This is a genomic window from Chitinophaga horti (assembly GCF_022867795.2).
In the GTDB taxonomy this organism is placed as follows: Bacteria; Bacteroidota; Bacteroidia; order Chitinophagales; family Chitinophagaceae; genus Chitinophaga; species Chitinophaga horti.
Window position 1 is genome coordinate 6194716 of record NZ_CP107006.1, and the last position, 15714, is coordinate 6210429.

Below are 15714 nucleotides of genomic sequence, written 5' to 3' on the forward strand. Positions count from 1 at the left end.
CAAAATAATAAATAATCGACTACTTCTACAATGACCTTCATCAGCAACTTTGCCACATCGCATCCACAAACCAGTCGCGCCTGTCAGTAAACTGCCGCACGCTCCGGAAGCCGGCTTCCCGCGCCAGGCGGTCGATGTCGGCCAGACTGTATTTCTGCGATATCTCCATATAGATCGCTTCGTCCTTCGCAAAGTGAATGCAGGCATCTTCGAGATGCACTTCCTGCTCTTGGGTGCTGATCAGGTAACTTTTACAGCTACCTGTACCGGGGTCGTAAATAGGGTAGTGCTCGAACTTCGTCGTATCGAAATTTGCTCCTAACTCACGGTTGATGCGGCGTAGCAGGTTCAGGTTGAACTCACGGGTAATACCCGCAGCATCATTGTACGCGGCCAGTATCGTAGCAGGATCTTTCTTCAGATCGAAGCCGGTGATGAGGATGTCGCCCGGGCGTAATTGCTCCCGTATCTTCTTTAAAAACACCGCTGCTTCCTGCGGCGGTACATTGCCAATGCTGGCGCCCATGAACAACACGGCGCGTTTTTTAGCGGTGAGTGAGGCACTGGCTTTCAGCATCTCGATATATTCACCGTTCAGGCCGTGCACCTTTAAGCCGGGCAGTTGCCGTGGCAATGTTTTTTCCAGGTAGCCGATCATGCTACCGGATATATCGATGGGAAAGTAAGTATAATCCAGTCCCATGTCCAGTATCTGTTTCAGCAGGATGCTCGTCTTACTCGCGTCCCCTGCACCAAGTTCCACCACGTCGAAAGTAGAGCACAGCGCACAAAGCGTGAGTGCGATGTCGCGGCTTTGTTGTTCCAGTATTTCCAACTCACAGCCCGTGAGATAATACTCGGGGCATCGCATAATGTCCTGGAACAGCTTGTCGCCGGCCGCATCGTAAAAATATTTGGAGTCGAGGTACTTGTTATCGGCGCTCAGTCCTTTAAGTACATCGGTATAAAACTGACCAGGGGTTTTGCGGATAACAGGCGGCTGTTGTAGTAAAGCAAGTGTTTTCATAATGCAACAATTTGTTTAGCGTGCCAGCCGGATGCCCGTAAGCTGCCAGCGTACATGTGCGTGAAAAAAGTTTCGGTATGTAGCGCGACTGTGACCGGGTGGGGTAAAGGCAGATGCGCCGCGCAGCACTTTCTGGTTCACCATAAATTTACCATTGTATTCTCCCACGGGGCCGGGTACACGTTGAAAACCGGGGTAAGGCAGGTAGGCGCTTTCCGTCCATTCCCAACGCTGTCCCCATTCAAATTGCCCGGAAGCTGCTTCCCATTCGAACTCCGTGGGCAGGCGGTAACCTTTCCAGGCGGCGAAGGCAGCAGCTTCGTAGTAGCTGACGTGCGCTACGGGCTCATCGAGTTCCAGCCGTTTGAGGCCGTGCAGGGTGTAATGCTGCCACTGCCCATCCACTTGCAGCCAGTAGAGCGGAGCCTTTATGTCATTGTTTTGTACCCAGTCCCAACCCTCGGAATGCCAGTGCTGGAATTGTTTGTAGCCGCCGATGTTGATGAACTCCAGGTACTCGCGGTTCGTTACCAGTTGATTGGCGATCTCGGCTTCCTGCAGATAAACGGTATGCGGGTTCAATTCATTATCATAACAAAATCCATCGCCCGTATAACCAATCTGGTACTGGCCTGCCTTGATGTGTGTGAACGATGGTGCCGGTGGCGTGGCCCAGGCGCTGGGCTGACTCTCCTCATAAGGCGGCAGCAGCGGGTTGTGGCCCAGTATATACTTGATGTCCGTCCACAATAACTCCTGGTGCTGCTCTTCGTGATTGCATCCCAGTACGATGAGCGTTTCCAGTTCCGGCGTGAGCGGCTGTTCCAGCAGCAACTGCATGGCCTCATCTACATATACGCGGTATTTATAGATCTCGTTTACGGTCGGGCGGCTCAGGTTACCACGCTGCGTGCGTACGACACGTACACCCAAACTTTCGTAGTAACTGTTAAACACGAAATTGAAGTTCGCATCGTATTCCATGTAGCCTTTTAAGTAAGGCTTCAGTATCAGTGTTTCAAAGAACCAAGTCGTATGCCCCAGGTGCCACTTGGGCGGACTCACATCCGCAACCGGCTGTACCACGTAATCCTCCGTATGCAGCGGGGCACATATCCTTTCCGTACGTTGCCGCGTGGTGGCGTATTTTTCTTTCAATGTCATGAGTTCCTTTTTTGGGTGAGGTAATTCGTGAGGTCCGATATACTGCTGATCCGCAATGTGGCCGCCGTTTCTTTCCGCATCATCAGCGCATAGGCATTGTTAAAGCCGATGGGTGGCAGCCATTGTAACTGGTACTGTGTGTTGAATTGCTGTTTCACATAAGCGTACGTGCTGTCTTTATCACGCATGAGCGCTGCCGTGGTGGTTTCCGGTGGTTGCAGGATGACGAGCAGGCCTGTTCCGGTATATTCCGGGTAAAAGTCGATCTGGTCGTTCATCAATGCATCGAAACAAATTTTGGTGCCACCGAGACCAGTTTTAGACGCCACCGACAGTTCCGTATTGCCTTCGATCAGCAGGCGGTACATTTCGCAGAGAATATATTGTTCGGTAAATATTTTAGAGCCTATGCGTATCACGCCTTTTTTGCCATGGCGGGATGCTTTTAATAATCCCTGCCCGCGCAGGAAGTCCGATGCCACCTGTTCCGGCGTGTGATGCAGGTAGTCGGCCTGGTAATTCAGGTACGTCATCACCGAATCGTTGATGCGGCCATTCAGTAAGGCCAGCGCATCCGCCAGCTCCGGGAATTGCTGTAATGTGGTGTTTCTGACTAAAGGCGCGCAGTAGTAAGGTGGAAAGATATGTTTATCATCCTCCAAAATCGTAAGATCGAATGCCCGGATGCGACCGTCTGTACTGTATCCGCTCACCACATCCAGTTTGCCTTCGTACATGGCCTGGTACATCACGGCGTCGCTGATCACCACCGTGGGAATTTGCAGGCCGTAGTATTTCTTCAGTCCCAAATCACCATCCATACGGCCCATAAACTCCGGCGTGAAACCAGCCAGCAGTTTCGTGTTCACTGCCGGCAACATCGAATAGCCTGCAAAGGTCGTCAGCAACAGCCCTGCAAACCCCAGTTTCAATTTATACTTACGCCAGTTGGCCTTTTGCACCCGCGATAAAATAAAGTCGAAGCAAAGGGCGAGCAGCGCGGCCGGTATAGCGCCTGCCAATATCATATTCGTATTATTCAGCGCGATGCCACCAAAGATAAACTCACCTAATCCGCCCGCGGCAATGTAAGCAGCCAGCGTGGCTACCCCTACGTTAATCACCGTAGCCGTGCGAATACCGGCAATCATCACCGGCATGGCAAGTGGCAGTTCTACTTTATATAATACCTGCTTTTTACTCATGCCCATCGCCCGCGCCGCCTCTTTCACCGTGGCATCTACACCGGTGATGCCGGTATACGTGTTACGGATGATCGGCAGCAACGCATACAGGAACAGTGCAGTAATGGCCGGCGCAGCACCAATGCCGAGCAGCGGGATCATGAAACCCAGTAAGGCAATACTTGGAATCGTCTGCATCACACCCGCCACCCCCAGGATCGGCCCTGCAAGTCGCTTACGCCGCGCGATCAGGATGCCCAAAGGCACGCCAATAGCGATCGCCGCCAGCACCGATACGATCGTGAGCTGGATGTGCGACACCGTCTGGCGAAGTAATTTATCCTGTTGCGATACCAGGAAATCCCAAAAGCCTTCCATGGGCATATTATACGTATTGACCTTTCACAAAAGCGCTTACAAATTCATTGGCAGGCTGCTCGCGCAGTTCCGCCGGCGTTCCCAGTTGCACGATCTGTCCCTGGTCCATCAGGCACACACGATCTGCCAGCTCAAAAGCTTCGCGTACGTCGTGCGTCACCATCAGGATCGTTTTCTTTTTAAGTTCTTCCAGCTCCGCAAAGTCCTTCCGGATCTTTTGCCGGTTAATCGGATCGAGTGCCCCAAAAGGCTCATCCATCAATAATACCGGCGGATCTGCCGCTAACGCGCGGGCCAGGCCCACCCGTTGCTGCTGTCCGCCACTCAATGCCTGCGGAAATAAATGCGCATGTTGCTCGTACGACAGGTTCAATTTTCCCAGTAATTCCTTCACCCGTTCTTTAATTCTTTTCTTGTCCCACTGCAGCAACTGCGGCACGATCGCAATATTTTCCTCCACCGTATAGTGCGGAAACAATCCGTTGTGCTGCATCACATAACCAATACCTCTTCTCAGAATATCCGGTTGCAGTGCCGTTACATCCTTTCCATTGATCGTGATCTTACCCGCATCAGGCTCCGTTAGCCGGTTGAGCATCCGCAGGGTAGTGGTTTTGCCGCAGCCACTCGTACCCAGTAATACCAGGTTTTCCCCCTCGTTTACCGTAAACGACACATCGTTCACGGCCACCGTGTTATCAAAACGTTTAACGAGATGCGAGGCTGTAATCATGATTTGTCGAGTGTCATAAAGAGGTTATTCAGCGATTCAGAAAATGTAGGATGTGCGAACATCATATTCCGGATAGATTCGTAAGGAATGCTGCCCATCATCGCCATTTGCAGTACCGATACAATTTCGCCGCCATGGGCCGCCAGTATCGATGCCCCTAATATCTGCCCGCTGTATTCATCTACCACCGCTTTCATAAAACCGCGTGTTTCCCCGCTTTCCACACCACGGGCAGAATTAGCCATTTTCAGTTTCGCCACTTTTACCTGGAAGCCCTTTTCCCGCGCCTCCTGTTCCGTCATGCCCACCCGTCCCAATTCGGGATCGGTAAACATACAGTACGGAACGATGCGGTTATGCGCGCTCAGGTTAGCTTCTTCCAATATGTTTTTGAGTACAATTAAATGATCGTTGTAAGCAACGTGCGTAAAAGCCGGGCCACCATTTACATCGCCCAGCGCATAAACGTCCTGCGCGGTAGTTTGCAGTCGTTCGTCGGTAATGATATACCCTTTTTCATTCGTTTTGACCCCCGCCTTGGCGAGGTTCAGTTCATCTGTATTGGGGACGCGTCCGGCGGCAATGAGCCAATGTGAACAAGAGATTTGCTGCTGGCCTCCATCGGTATGAATAGAGATTACAGTCTGCCCGCCCGGTATTCGCGCCACTTTTTCTACCTGCACATTCGTAATGACTCCGGCGCCCTCTTCCGCTAATATCGTGCCCACTTCGGTTGCAACGTCTTCATCCTCTTTACTTAAGATGCGCGGCCCTTTTTCCAGGATCGTTACCTTACTGCCTAAACGGCAGAATAATTGTGCAAATTCCAGTGCAATATATCCGCCGCCCACAATCACCAGGTGTTCCGGTATTTCCCGCAACTCCATGATAGACGTGGATGTAAGGCAACCCACTTCGTTGATCCCTTCAATTTCCGGTATCACCGCCCGCGCCCCGGTGTTGATAAAAACCAGGTCGGCTGACAGAAATTCCATGTTACCGCTCACATAATCCACGCGCAATTCTTTCGGTCCCGTAAAGGTAGCGGTGCCCATCATGAGGTCCAGGTTGGGAATTTCGCGCATCGATTTGTAAATACCGTTACGGGCATTTTCCACAATCCCTGTTTTGCGGTCGATGATCGTATTAATATCGACCACGCCTTCCGTCCGAAGACCGATACGTTCTGCCTGACGGGCAACGTATGCCAGCCGGGCGTCGCCGATCATGGTTTTGCTGGGCGTGCAGCCATCGTTTACACAAGTGCCGCCGAGCCAGCGTTTTTCAATAATCGCCGTCCGTTTACCGGCTTTCGCCAGCTTTTTGGCCAGCGGCACCCCGGCCTGACCGGCGCCTATGATGATCGCGTCATATTTCTTCATACCAGAGGTTTCCTGCATACTTTATGCCGTTAATGGGCTCAACGCGTAAAGTTCGCGCCCATCCAGCAAGCAGCAATGTCTGTAAAGTGGATTTTATTGTATATCTGCGGGTAACAATGGAATGAGTAAAAGGTTCAACTTACGGAGTTAAAGGTAAGGGTTAGTGCGCAAACGTGATCTCCCTGGTCAGCCGCCGTTGTGTCACTCACTTCGGCGGGGTTGCGAATATCAGCATAAACGAAAAAGGCCTGCGTATTGGCAGGCTTGTATATAAGATGTGTAGATAAAGGTTAGGTGACCGGTGTTGCTTGGTATTTCGTCATGTTTCGGAACGGTCTAAATGAATTTACATAGTGTCTCAGTGGGAAATGTGTAAAGGCTTTTGTTCGTAATGATGCGGGAGGATAAAGTCCATGTTCTGTTAGTCGGACCCCTGTTACTTCGGGGCAACTTTTTGAATAGCTGATTTTCTTTGGATGCGGTCTAAATTCAGCATCTCTGATTGTTTTCAGAATAATAGGAATCAAATCTTTGAAATCGACCTTACTTGAGAAAACTAAATCGTCCATGTATGCCGTGAAAGTCAGGTGATGCTCCAGTGCTAATTTCGCTAAAATCCTTCCGGTTCGATTAAAGACCATATTAGCTACAATAGGCGATGATGGAGGTCCTTGTGGTAGAAACCCCTTATAGGTGACTAGTCTGGTTAGTGTTCTTGCTACATCGGGCGAAAAGTTCTCGCTTATTAGCATACTATAAACTTGTCGGTTATTGATGTTTCGAAAGAAGTTCTTAAAATCTATAGTTAAAAAGTATTTATTTGAGAAGTGCTGGTACGCATTTAAAATATTATTTCTACCCTTTACTGATCCGAAACTGTAATCGGGGGATGGAATTTTCTGTAATAAGAAGTTGATCTGCTCCTGAATCCGTTTTAGCTCTGAGTGTGTTATGTCCAATTCCCGCTTCCTGATTTTGCCATTCTTGTCGCGCTGAGGAACACCGTACTTAGTTTTGTCGACGGTTTTATGACGGTATTCCGAGTCGATATCCGTCACCAATTTTTTGACTTGGCCTGAAGTAGTGCTCAAGAACTGTAAGAGTCGCTTTTCTGATTTGATCATGATGTGAGCAGCATTTTTTACATTAAGAAAAGCCAGGACTAACTACCTCTCTTTCTTACCCATGTAACGCTCAGGGTCCATCTGAATAGTAGCGTTTTGACCCCTAGCTTCGCCTTGAACAAAGTTTTCTGTCTAGTTGGACAGATCGTTTTGGTCTTAGCTAGTTTTCGAGCTAACATGGAAATACTCGTTAGCGATAGTCGATGTCCGTTCTTTGATTGATGCCTGTGGATTGAATTTCTCATACTTTACATGAGATTTTTTTAGTATCTCCGCAGGTTAGATACCACATCCATATAGACAACAGTGTGTCCTGGCTTTTTTTGTTCTCTTAACTTTACGGCGCCGCGACCCGCAGGGCGGCGCAAATGGCTCTTTCGAGCACACCCTCAGGTGTTTCAGTTGCTTGAATGTTTAAACCAAAGAACTATTATCACAACGTTTTGTATGTTTATAATGTTTGTTTAACTTATTCACTTGATGTGGATATCTATGGAGGCTGTGGGGGTGATGCAATCTTCAGGAAAGATTGATAGGGTGTCTTCGCAAAAAAAAAGAAGGCGTTTCCGCCCTCCAAAATTGTTCTCTTATCAATTCTTCAATCACTTGCGTAGAGTAATTGTCAGGATCATCGAACGCCCTCGACTTGATGTTTCAATAGGACAATTGCCCGTGACATAACGCAACACCCTGGAGGGTGTGGTAACAACTCGGCTTAAAGGCTCTTGAGCAACTTCATAAACGCATCTGCCTGCGCCTGGGTTTTAATAACCTTGGCTAAGGGCTGGTCATTACCTGAAACAAGTTTATACTTTATGTTCGCTTTGCCAGTACTTTTCGCTTGTTTGCGAAGCTCTTCAGCTTCTTTTAATAGCTTTTCGTCCATATTATGAAGTTCATAAGTTTATCAATTCCCTTTTTTTATCCATGCAACCCCTCACACTCCTCCCGCAACACACCGCTAACAACCTCCGGCGGCGCCACCCAATTACCCATACCTTCCGCCGTCAACAACGGCATCTCAGAACTAACGCCGCCCAGCGCACCGGTCTCTAACCCCATCACCACGGTGCTCACTTTGGTATGCCTGACCATATAAGAACACATGATGCAGGGCTCGTGGGTGGTATATAAGATGCTGCCGGATAAATCCTGCCTGCCCAGCTGCTGTATGGCCGCCCGTAGCGCCACGATCTCTGCGTGCCAGGTAATGTCCAGGTGGGCTTTGCTGCTCTCCACACCTTCCCCGATGATCAGGCCGTCTTTTACAACGATCGATCCTACCGGGCTTTCGCCTTGCTGTTTGGCGAGGCGCGCCAGTTCCAGGCAGCGTTGCATGTATTGTTCGTGCATACTGCAATGTACGGAATGTTAGGCGGAGCAACGTACCATACACCACATCTCATCGTCACTCACATACCATTCTACGCATTCATAAGCGGGGTCAAAACGAGGGTCGTTCATCAGCTGTCCGAATACGTCTTTGATGCTGTCTGTCTTCGACATCCAGTCTGTCACTTTTTCTGTGAGCCAGTCGCCCTTCGGAATGCTCGTGGTGCCATAGCCATATTGCGCGGCCTCCTGCAGGGTGCCTTCTGCGGCTGCTTTGTAAATAACGCGGCCATCAACGTCCATGTGTGACAGTCCGTAGTAATTACGGCCCTCAAACTTTTCATACAATTCGTCGAAGGCCTCTTTAATGCCAGCGGGGAATGACGGTACGTCTCTGTAGAAAACGGTGATGTCCTGGTCCAGATGATGAACAAACATAGTATCAGGTTTTCAACGAATTTACCTGGTTTGCCTGAGCCTTGGGCGGTACGTCTGCGACAAAGAAGGGGGCGTTTGCGGCATGCGGCCCGGGCAGTATTGCATCCGGAAACCATCTGAAACTCGTATTGCAGTCCGCCCAGCACGGTTTTACCCTGTGGGTCCAGTAATTCTTTCAGCGGCATCCAATATGTCGCCTCCGACCGTTAATCAGGATAGGACTGCAAGTTCGCCATCGGCATGCACAACAAAACGCCCCGGGATATGGCGGAAGTTATCGTTGCAAATTCACTTTCACTCCAGCATTCACAAATAAGTTGGCCCCCAGCCCATAGTACGGGTACTTCGCGAACATCTTCGACAACTTCTTCTCCCCATACCCGAATCTCCGCAACGCCGTAAACCCTGCTCCTCCAAAGAACTCCACCGGCCCACGCTTCGTATGCAGGTTCAGCCCGAATGGCAATTGCCAGAAGCTCATCAACCTATTGTCGATTGCTGCCGTTTGTTTTACGTCGTAAGTAAGGACATGCGGCTTAAAGGCAAACTCGGCCTGCCAACGTGGATTAAGCTGGTAGGCGATGCCGATCTTGTAAGCAATGCCCGGGCCCTCGTCCGGCACGCGGATGTCGAGCTTAAACTTGTTGCCGAAGCGCCAGTCGGCCGTGATGGCAGGCCATACGAGCGGTGTACCGAAGGTATTGTGCACTAATACACCCATCCCTAAACGAAATTTAGGAGAGAACTGGCGAATGAAGATGACGCCTCCACTCAGGAAAATGTCATTAAAGTCGATCTCCTTAAACCCGGTGTTCAAGCCGCCGGACAGGAACGCCGCATACGACCATCGCTGGCTGATCGTGGCATAGTATTGCAGTCCCAGGTTGGAGGCGAGCAGCGAGGTGGGGAGTATCGCTTTGTTGAAACCGGAGCTGCGAAGTACAGAATATCGCCCCCACACACTGGCGCTGAGCATACTTACCTTGCCGGTAGTAGTGTCTATCCGCTGGCGGAGGGTCATGTTCATGTTCAGGTTAAATTCATTGTGCTGCGTGCTGCCCTTTTGATCTGCACTGTCCAGCGGGGGCAGGTATTTGGAGTCTGGGTGAAAGTAATAAGACGCGGTAACATCACGCAGCTGCGCATGGGTACCGGCGGCGCAAAGTAGCAAGGCGACGGTGTACAAAAAACGGTGTAATCTCATGTTGGTCATTTAGACCACAAAAATGAGATGTCGCCGTCGGGCAAATTATCGGGAAAAGGATTATTACTTTCGAATAACGGAGTTAACGCATCTTCTTAGGCGCTACCCCATATTTTTTCTTGAATACGTCACTGAAGTGGGAGAGGGTGGCGAAGCCGCATTCATAGGCGATTTCGGTCAGGCTTTTATCGTCTTTCTTCAGTTCTTTCAATGCATGCTCCATACGGGCGTCGCGTAAGAAGGAGAATACTGTTTGCTGGAACAGCTGTTTAAAACCTGCCTTCAGTTTAAACTCATTCAGTCCGTTCAGCTTCGACAGTTCGGCCAGGGAAGGGGTGTAGGCAATATCGGTGAGCAGCATGTCGCGCACGGCATGCAGTTTTTTAATGTCGTTGGTAGAAAGGCGTAATGTCTCCGCAGGCCGCTCGTCCTGCTCAAACTGCTCACACTGCAGCGCCAGCAACTCCAGTACCCGCGATTCCATCAGTAGTGACTTGGCAGATGCCTGGTACGGCGTACTCCTGAATCCCTTCAATATCTCCAGCATCCGCAGGCTCAGGCGAAAGTTGTGTTTTTCTGAAAGGGAGAAGTTTTTACCGGATACAATGCTGTTGGCAATGGTCTCCATGAATCTGCCACCACCATTCGACATGGCGAGGAAACGTTCCGGTGTAAAACTGATGATCGACAAACGCAACGCCTGCTGTTTCTCGAACAGGGTAAGATCAGTCGCGTAGGCGCTGAACAGCAGGTTGTGCTGCATGGCGGAAATTTCCCAGGTCTGACGTGCCTTCGTAGTGATGGCACCCTTCTCCACGAAGAACAAACTCACCGTTGTGGGGGCATCAACGGTTCGCACCTGCACCGGTTCCAGGATATTTACATCATGCGTGGCGATGTGGGTGCCACCATAACGAATCTCACTCGCCTGGCTTTTCCAGTAAGGCTCGTTGGAGGTGTAGCTGATCTCATTATAGTCGGGACCGGCAAACGGCGCTATGGCCGGCATGTCGGTGCTGGATAGTACGTCGTTGTGTTTGTTGGAAATGATGACTTTCATGTTGGCGGCGGCCGTTTGCCAGGTTAAATGTACAAAAAAGACAGGCAACAGCTCCGTAGCAGGCCGGTTTTTAGTACATTACTGTGGAATATTCCACCGCAATGATATTTGAAGCCCATTATCCAATTCACCCGTTGCTCCGGAAATACATCCGCTACTATTACTTCGTACGGGTACAGCAACCAGATCATCTCAGTAACTATCTTTCCTTCCCAAATACGACTATTCCGGTTAATATCCATAAAAACGTTGACTGTCGCATAGCAGGCGACCGCGCAACGGTATCCGCCACCCCGGAAACGAAGGTTGTTACCATTTCAAACGGTTTACGCGAAACGCCATTGTACGTAACCTGGAACGGTAGTATCGATAAAGTGACGATCGCCTTCACCGCCGTGGGTATCAACCACTTCATCAGTAAAAATCTGCCGGAAGCGGTGAGTGGTCATGCCAATGTATTTACCGCCTGGGATGGCAACGACTACACCGCCTGTCTTGATAAGTTCTATGCGGTAACAGATAACCGGCAGCGCGTTAAACTGCTGGAAGACTTCCTCCTGGGGGTGTACCACCCGTTCGATAAAAGCGCACTGTTGCAGCAAGTTATCGATCGTTTATGCGACTTTTCACAAGAAATGCCTGTCCCGGAAATTGCGCGAATGGTCAATATCTCGGAGCGCAGCCTGAACCGGTTGTTTCACTTACACATTGGGTTGTCGCCGGTAGCCTACCGGAAAATTGCCCGATTCCGGCAGTCGCTGGAAGGTAAGGTCGTGCACGATAAGTTCAAGCGGCTTACAGATATTGGCTACGATAGTCATTATTACGACCAGCCTTATTTTATCAGGATGTGTAATAAGTTGTCTGGTAAGTCGCCGAAGGCGCTGTTTAAGTCGGTAGATAAGTTGGCGGATAATAATGTGATTTTCGAGTTTATTGGCTGAAAAGTACAATTTCGCGTAGCGCAAATCGCCTTCTTTTGTAGCGCAAAATATTGAAGATGACGCTCGTAAAACTACTTACCGCGATATGCCTGCTCCTATCGCTGTCGGCCACTGCGCAATTTAAACCTGCCGAAACGATCCGTATCGATTCCAAATACTTTCATGATCAACGGGACATAACTGTGCTGCTGCCTCAAGGTTACGAATCCGCGCCGGGACGCACCTACAAGGTTGTCTATTTGTTCGATGCTCAGAACAGCACATTTACTAACACCTTAATGGCGGTGGGCAACTATCTGTCAACGTTTTCATCAACCTTCATATCCCCCTATATCATCGTTGGCATCAAAACAAAAAACCGTCAGTATGAATTTCTGCCCGAAAATCATACCCAGCAACCCTATAGGGATTACTTTCCGAAAGTGAAGCTTGGCGGTGCCGATACGCTGCTGGCATTTCTCCAAAAAGAAGTGATACCCGAGGTGAACAAACGCTTCCGCACCAACCATTACAATGTGGCCATCGGCCATTCGCTCGGTGCAACATTTGCCATTTATAGCCTGATGCATGCGCCGCAACTATTTAATGCGGTAATCGCTATCAGCCCTAATTTATATTATGATGAGGAGCAGCTGCTAAAGGCGTGGAAGCACCGCTGGTCAACGCTTTCGCTTAACAGGAAAATGCTGTACGTGATGTATTCGCAGGAAGGAAAGTTGGAAAGCCGCTTCTTTCCTGCAAATGAAAAACTGCGTGCTTTTCTGGCGAAGAATAGAAAGCCGGGTTTTCATAGTAAAGTTGAATACCTCCCCGACACAGATCATGGGCTTACCCCGCTGATGGGCATCCCGCGCGGTTTAATGGAGTTAAACAGGCAACTTGTGATCGATGAAACCGTGGAAGGCTTCTATGCAAAGGATGATCCGCAGTTCCTGGAAAAGCTGAAGCAGTTTTATGCGCAACAGTCTGAAAAAACCGGACTACGCCTCCCAACTGCCGAAGATATCAACCATATCGCCTACAACCTTGCTAACTCCGGCAAGATCGCAGAAGCCATACGGGTGGCTGCCTGGGCAGTTGCTTTATATCCACAAGACGCTAATGCGTTCGATACGCAAGGGGAATTGCTGCAGCGGGATAAGCAGCCAACCGCAGCAAAAGCGGCGTATCAGCAAGGGTTGCAGCTGGTGGAACGGCAGCGGGACTTGCTGGATACGGCCACGCATAATTCCCTGAAGCGCGGCTTTGAACGTCGCCTCAGCGCGCTGTAACTGAGCAGTAAAATTAATTCCGGTTTGATGTTTGTATTCACAATAACAAATGTTACTATCATGAAAAGTCTTACACGCATCGCTATCGCATCCGCCTTCATTACCTTAGGCGCCTGTCATCAGAACTCGCAGAATACGCCCGGTGTGCCCGACTCATCAGAGATCAGTACCCGGGAAAGCGATTCCTCGCTCATCCATAACAAGCCGGATAGCAGCATGACACCAGGGCCAACGATCGAGAAGGATACGGTGCAACACGAAACAGAGTAAATAACCTGGGGATATGAGAAAAGACGATCAGCGCTGATCGTCTTTTCTCATACCGCACAAGGGGGCGGACGTCCGAAGGATCACTGCTTTACCAGCCATTCATAATACCAGTTGATCGGGTTTTTACCATTGCCTGATGATAATCCCTTTGGCGATGCCCGTGCCGGATACAGTGCCGTGGCCGCTGATAATGCTTACTGTTTTTTGTATCCCAGCTTCCAGTTCCTGGTTACCGATACCTGCTTTTACTGTAGCGGAGGATGTAGCCGTAAAATCACCTATACCGGCTTTCTTACTCATCTCCAGCTCAAACTCCTGTTTTACCGTAAGTTCGCCGCTAATCGGTTCCTCGTCAACACCAACCGAGCCTTCAACACTCGCATTCGCAGTTCCCTTCCAGTCTTTCAGCTCGTTGTTTTCATCCAGTTCATAGGTGAAGTCGCTGCCAATTGCGCCTTTAATTTCCAAAGGACCAAGTCTTCCTTTAGCACTGGTGCCCGAGTTTATTTTTACGGTGCTGCCAGTATATTTGTTGCCCAATTGTTTGAATGTAATAGCGTTGTCGTTAAATTCGATGGTGGCACTGCTGTGGCTGCAGTTAATTTTGTAGGTTACAAAGCCTAAGTCGATTTCCGCCTTGTAATTACAGGCCACATCATCAAACTCCGACAGCTTGCCCGGCTGGCCTTCTGCCTTCTCCTCACAGCTCGCGTATGCGTTTTTGTAAGTCTGCATATCCAAAGGCTGCAGCTCCTTGTTTTTTTGCAGCCAGAACAATTTAAATTGCAGCTCAATTACTCTGAAAGAGTGGATATCTAAAGTAGTATACTGCGCCCAGTACGCAAAGTCGTTTGCATAATGTTTAAAAACGGTGAGCGCCTCTTCATCATATTCTTTCTTACGCATATTCAGCTTTTTCAGCATGTCGTTAATGGCATCTCTGTGAACAGAGCAGGGTTCATACTCCGAAGGAAATTTCCGGTTTTTCCTGATCTCAGTAAGGTCGGACTGCAGTTTCATATAGCTTTCAGTCAGCTTTTTCATCTTTTCCGCATAGTGTCTTTCTAATTGCTTTACCTGCAAGCCGGCCTTCCGGGCGTACAACGGCTCTATATTCACCGGCGTGGCCTCACCAGTCTGGATGGTTTGCTGAATCGCCGCCATGGCTTTACCGGCTGTTGCAGAAATAGTTTTTGCGTACAATGCTGTTTCTTCCGCGATCTCCTTTTCCGTTTTGGAGATCGCCTTCTCCACTCCATCATTAAACTGTTCCCACATTGGCAACAATGCATTTATTTCTGCGATGCTGTTCGGGTAATCGGGGCGCCTGGTATTGCCTAACCCCAGGGGGTCAGAACTTGGTTTGAAAGGCACTCTCAGGTTGATGCTGCCGATCTTTTCTGACAACTTTGCCAGCTTTTCCTCTTTTTCCTTTGTATAAGCATGTTTGATAGACTTTTTTACAAGTTCGGCTGCCTTTTTGGTGTTGCCTTTGCTTTCCTCAATGGCTGCCTGTGTTAACGTCGCCTGCGGGTGATGTGTATATACATCGGTAACGCTGTCCAGGTAGTTTTGTGCTCTGGTTAAGTCGCCAAGGCCAAACCAGGCCTGCCCAAGGTTGTTCATCACCGTCGTGTTTCTTCGGAAGCTGGTATTAAGATACTCTAAGATCGGGATGGCTAAATGCTCTCCATTAAGCATGGTAAGAACGGCCGCGTAGTTGTTCAGCGCGTGGTATTGTGTCGGGTAATCGGCACATACTTTACCCAGCAGATAAACGGTTAGTTCCTGATGGCCGCTTGCCCAGAATGCACTGGACATTGCTGCTGCATCGTTACCATTTTTTGCTTTCGCTTTTATTTTCTGATACACTTTATCGCCCTGCGTTACGGTATTCGCGTCTAAAGTAGTACCAAGTTGTGTTTGTATCGCTTTTACATACGCCGGGATACGGGCCGCAGTTACCCCTTTTGCAATGGACGCAATCCGGGACGCATCCTTTTTAGGAGCAATACGGTTTTCATCCTCCCAGGCCTCAGCCAGCTTTTTGTCTGAAACACCTGCAAGGTTTTTGCCTGCACTTTTCATATCCGGCATTTTAATGCCCAGGCTATCCATCATCTTTTTGTCTTCAGGGTCCATATCCTTCATCATTTCATTCATCATACCCTGTGCGTCTTTCATGGCAGCTTCCAATTCTTTT

15 protein-coding genes are annotated in these 15714 nt (G+C 49.4%); 3 read left to right on the forward strand and 12 right to left on the reverse strand.

Translation table 11 applies throughout. The features are described from left to right. Positions 1–40: 40 nt before the first annotated feature. The 11 genes from egtD to MKQ68_RS25335 form a co-directional block, all read right to left on the reverse strand. Positions 41–1027: an L-histidine N(alpha)-methyltransferase gene (gene egtD, locus MKQ68_RS25285; RefSeq protein WP_264281485.1), complete on the reverse strand. Its 987-nt coding sequence runs from the start codon at positions 1025–1027 to the stop codon at positions 41–43. 15 nt (positions 1028–1042) lie between these two features. Continuing rightward, a complete protein-coding gene (gene egtB, locus MKQ68_RS25290) occupies positions 1043–2191 on the reverse strand; it encodes an ergothioneine biosynthesis protein EgtB (protein WP_264281486.1) in 1149 nt (382 codons plus the stop codon). Beyond that, positions 2188–3753: an ABC transporter permease/substrate-binding protein gene (locus tag MKQ68_RS25295; RefSeq protein WP_264281487.1), complete on the reverse strand. Its 1566-nt coding sequence runs from the start codon at positions 3751–3753 to the stop codon at positions 2188–2190. Before MKQ68_RS25295 ends, egtB begins: the two co-directional genes overlap by 4 nt. A gap of 7 nt (positions 3754–3760) precedes the next feature. Continuing rightward, entirely contained in the window at positions 3761–4486 is a 726-nt protein-coding gene (locus MKQ68_RS25300) for an ABC transporter ATP-binding protein (protein ID WP_264281488.1), read from the reverse strand. Beyond that, positions 4483–5886, reverse strand: coding sequence for a mercuric reductase (locus MKQ68_RS25305; protein WP_264281489.1), 1404 nt, complete (start codon positions 5884–5886; stop codon positions 4483–4485). Before MKQ68_RS25305 ends, MKQ68_RS25300 begins: the two co-directional genes overlap by 4 nt. A gap of 272 nt (positions 5887–6158) precedes the next feature. After that, on the reverse strand, positions 6159–6992 hold the full coding sequence (locus MKQ68_RS25310) for a reverse transcriptase family protein (protein ID WP_244841103.1): 834 nt from the start codon (positions 6990–6992) through the stop codon (positions 6159–6161). A 715-nt stretch (positions 6993–7707) separates the two neighbouring features. Then, positions 7708–7878, reverse strand: coding sequence for a hypothetical protein (locus tag MKQ68_RS25315; RefSeq protein ID WP_244841102.1), 171 nt, complete (start codon positions 7876–7878; stop codon positions 7708–7710). A 35-nt stretch (positions 7879–7913) separates the two neighbouring features. Next, complete coding sequence (locus MKQ68_RS25320) at positions 7914–8345, reverse strand: nucleoside deaminase (RefSeq protein WP_264281490.1); 432 nt, start codon at positions 8343–8345, stop codon at positions 7914–7916. Positions 8346–8363: 18 nt separating this feature from the next. Further along, complete coding sequence (locus MKQ68_RS25325; RefSeq protein ID WP_244841100.1) at positions 8364–8762, reverse strand: hypothetical protein; 399 nt, start codon at positions 8760–8762, stop codon at positions 8364–8366. A 274-nt stretch (positions 8763–9036) separates the two neighbouring features. Beyond that, positions 9037–9966: a DUF6268 family outer membrane beta-barrel protein gene (locus tag MKQ68_RS25330; RefSeq protein ID WP_264281491.1), complete on the reverse strand. Its 930-nt coding sequence runs from the start codon at positions 9964–9966 to the stop codon at positions 9037–9039. A gap of 82 nt (positions 9967–10048) precedes the next feature. Then, on the reverse strand, positions 10049–11026 hold the full coding sequence (locus tag MKQ68_RS25335) for a helix-turn-helix transcriptional regulator (RefSeq protein ID WP_264281492.1): 978 nt from the start codon (positions 11024–11026) through the stop codon (positions 10049–10051). 101 nt (positions 11027–11127) lie between these two features. On the opposite strand from MKQ68_RS25335, the gene MKQ68_RS25340 reads away from it, so the two are divergent. Genes MKQ68_RS25340 through MKQ68_RS25350 form a run of 3 tightly spaced genes read left to right on the forward strand, consistent with a single transcriptional unit; the run spans position 11128 to position 13511 of the window. Further along, the gene (locus tag MKQ68_RS25340) at positions 11128–11970 is read left to right on the forward strand and encodes a helix-turn-helix domain-containing protein (RefSeq protein WP_244841097.1); all 843 of its coding nucleotides are present in this window, start codon (positions 11128–11130) and stop codon (positions 11968–11970) included. Positions 11971–12026: 56 nt separating this feature from the next. Further along, entirely contained in the window at positions 12027–13241 is a 1215-nt protein-coding gene (locus MKQ68_RS25345; protein WP_264281493.1) for an alpha/beta hydrolase-fold protein, read from the forward strand. Between the two features lie 60 nt (positions 13242–13301). Continuing rightward, positions 13302–13511, forward strand: a complete 210-nt coding sequence (locus MKQ68_RS25350) for a hypothetical protein (RefSeq protein WP_244841095.1) — start codon at positions 13302–13304, stop codon at positions 13509–13511. A 123-nt stretch (positions 13512–13634) separates the two neighbouring features. Here the strand turns inward: MKQ68_RS25350 and MKQ68_RS25355 are convergent, their stop codons facing one another. Further along, positions 13635–15695, reverse strand: a complete 2061-nt coding sequence (locus MKQ68_RS25355; protein WP_264281494.1) for a tetratricopeptide repeat protein — start codon at positions 15693–15695, stop codon at positions 13635–13637. Positions 15696–15714: the final 19 nt, after the last annotated feature.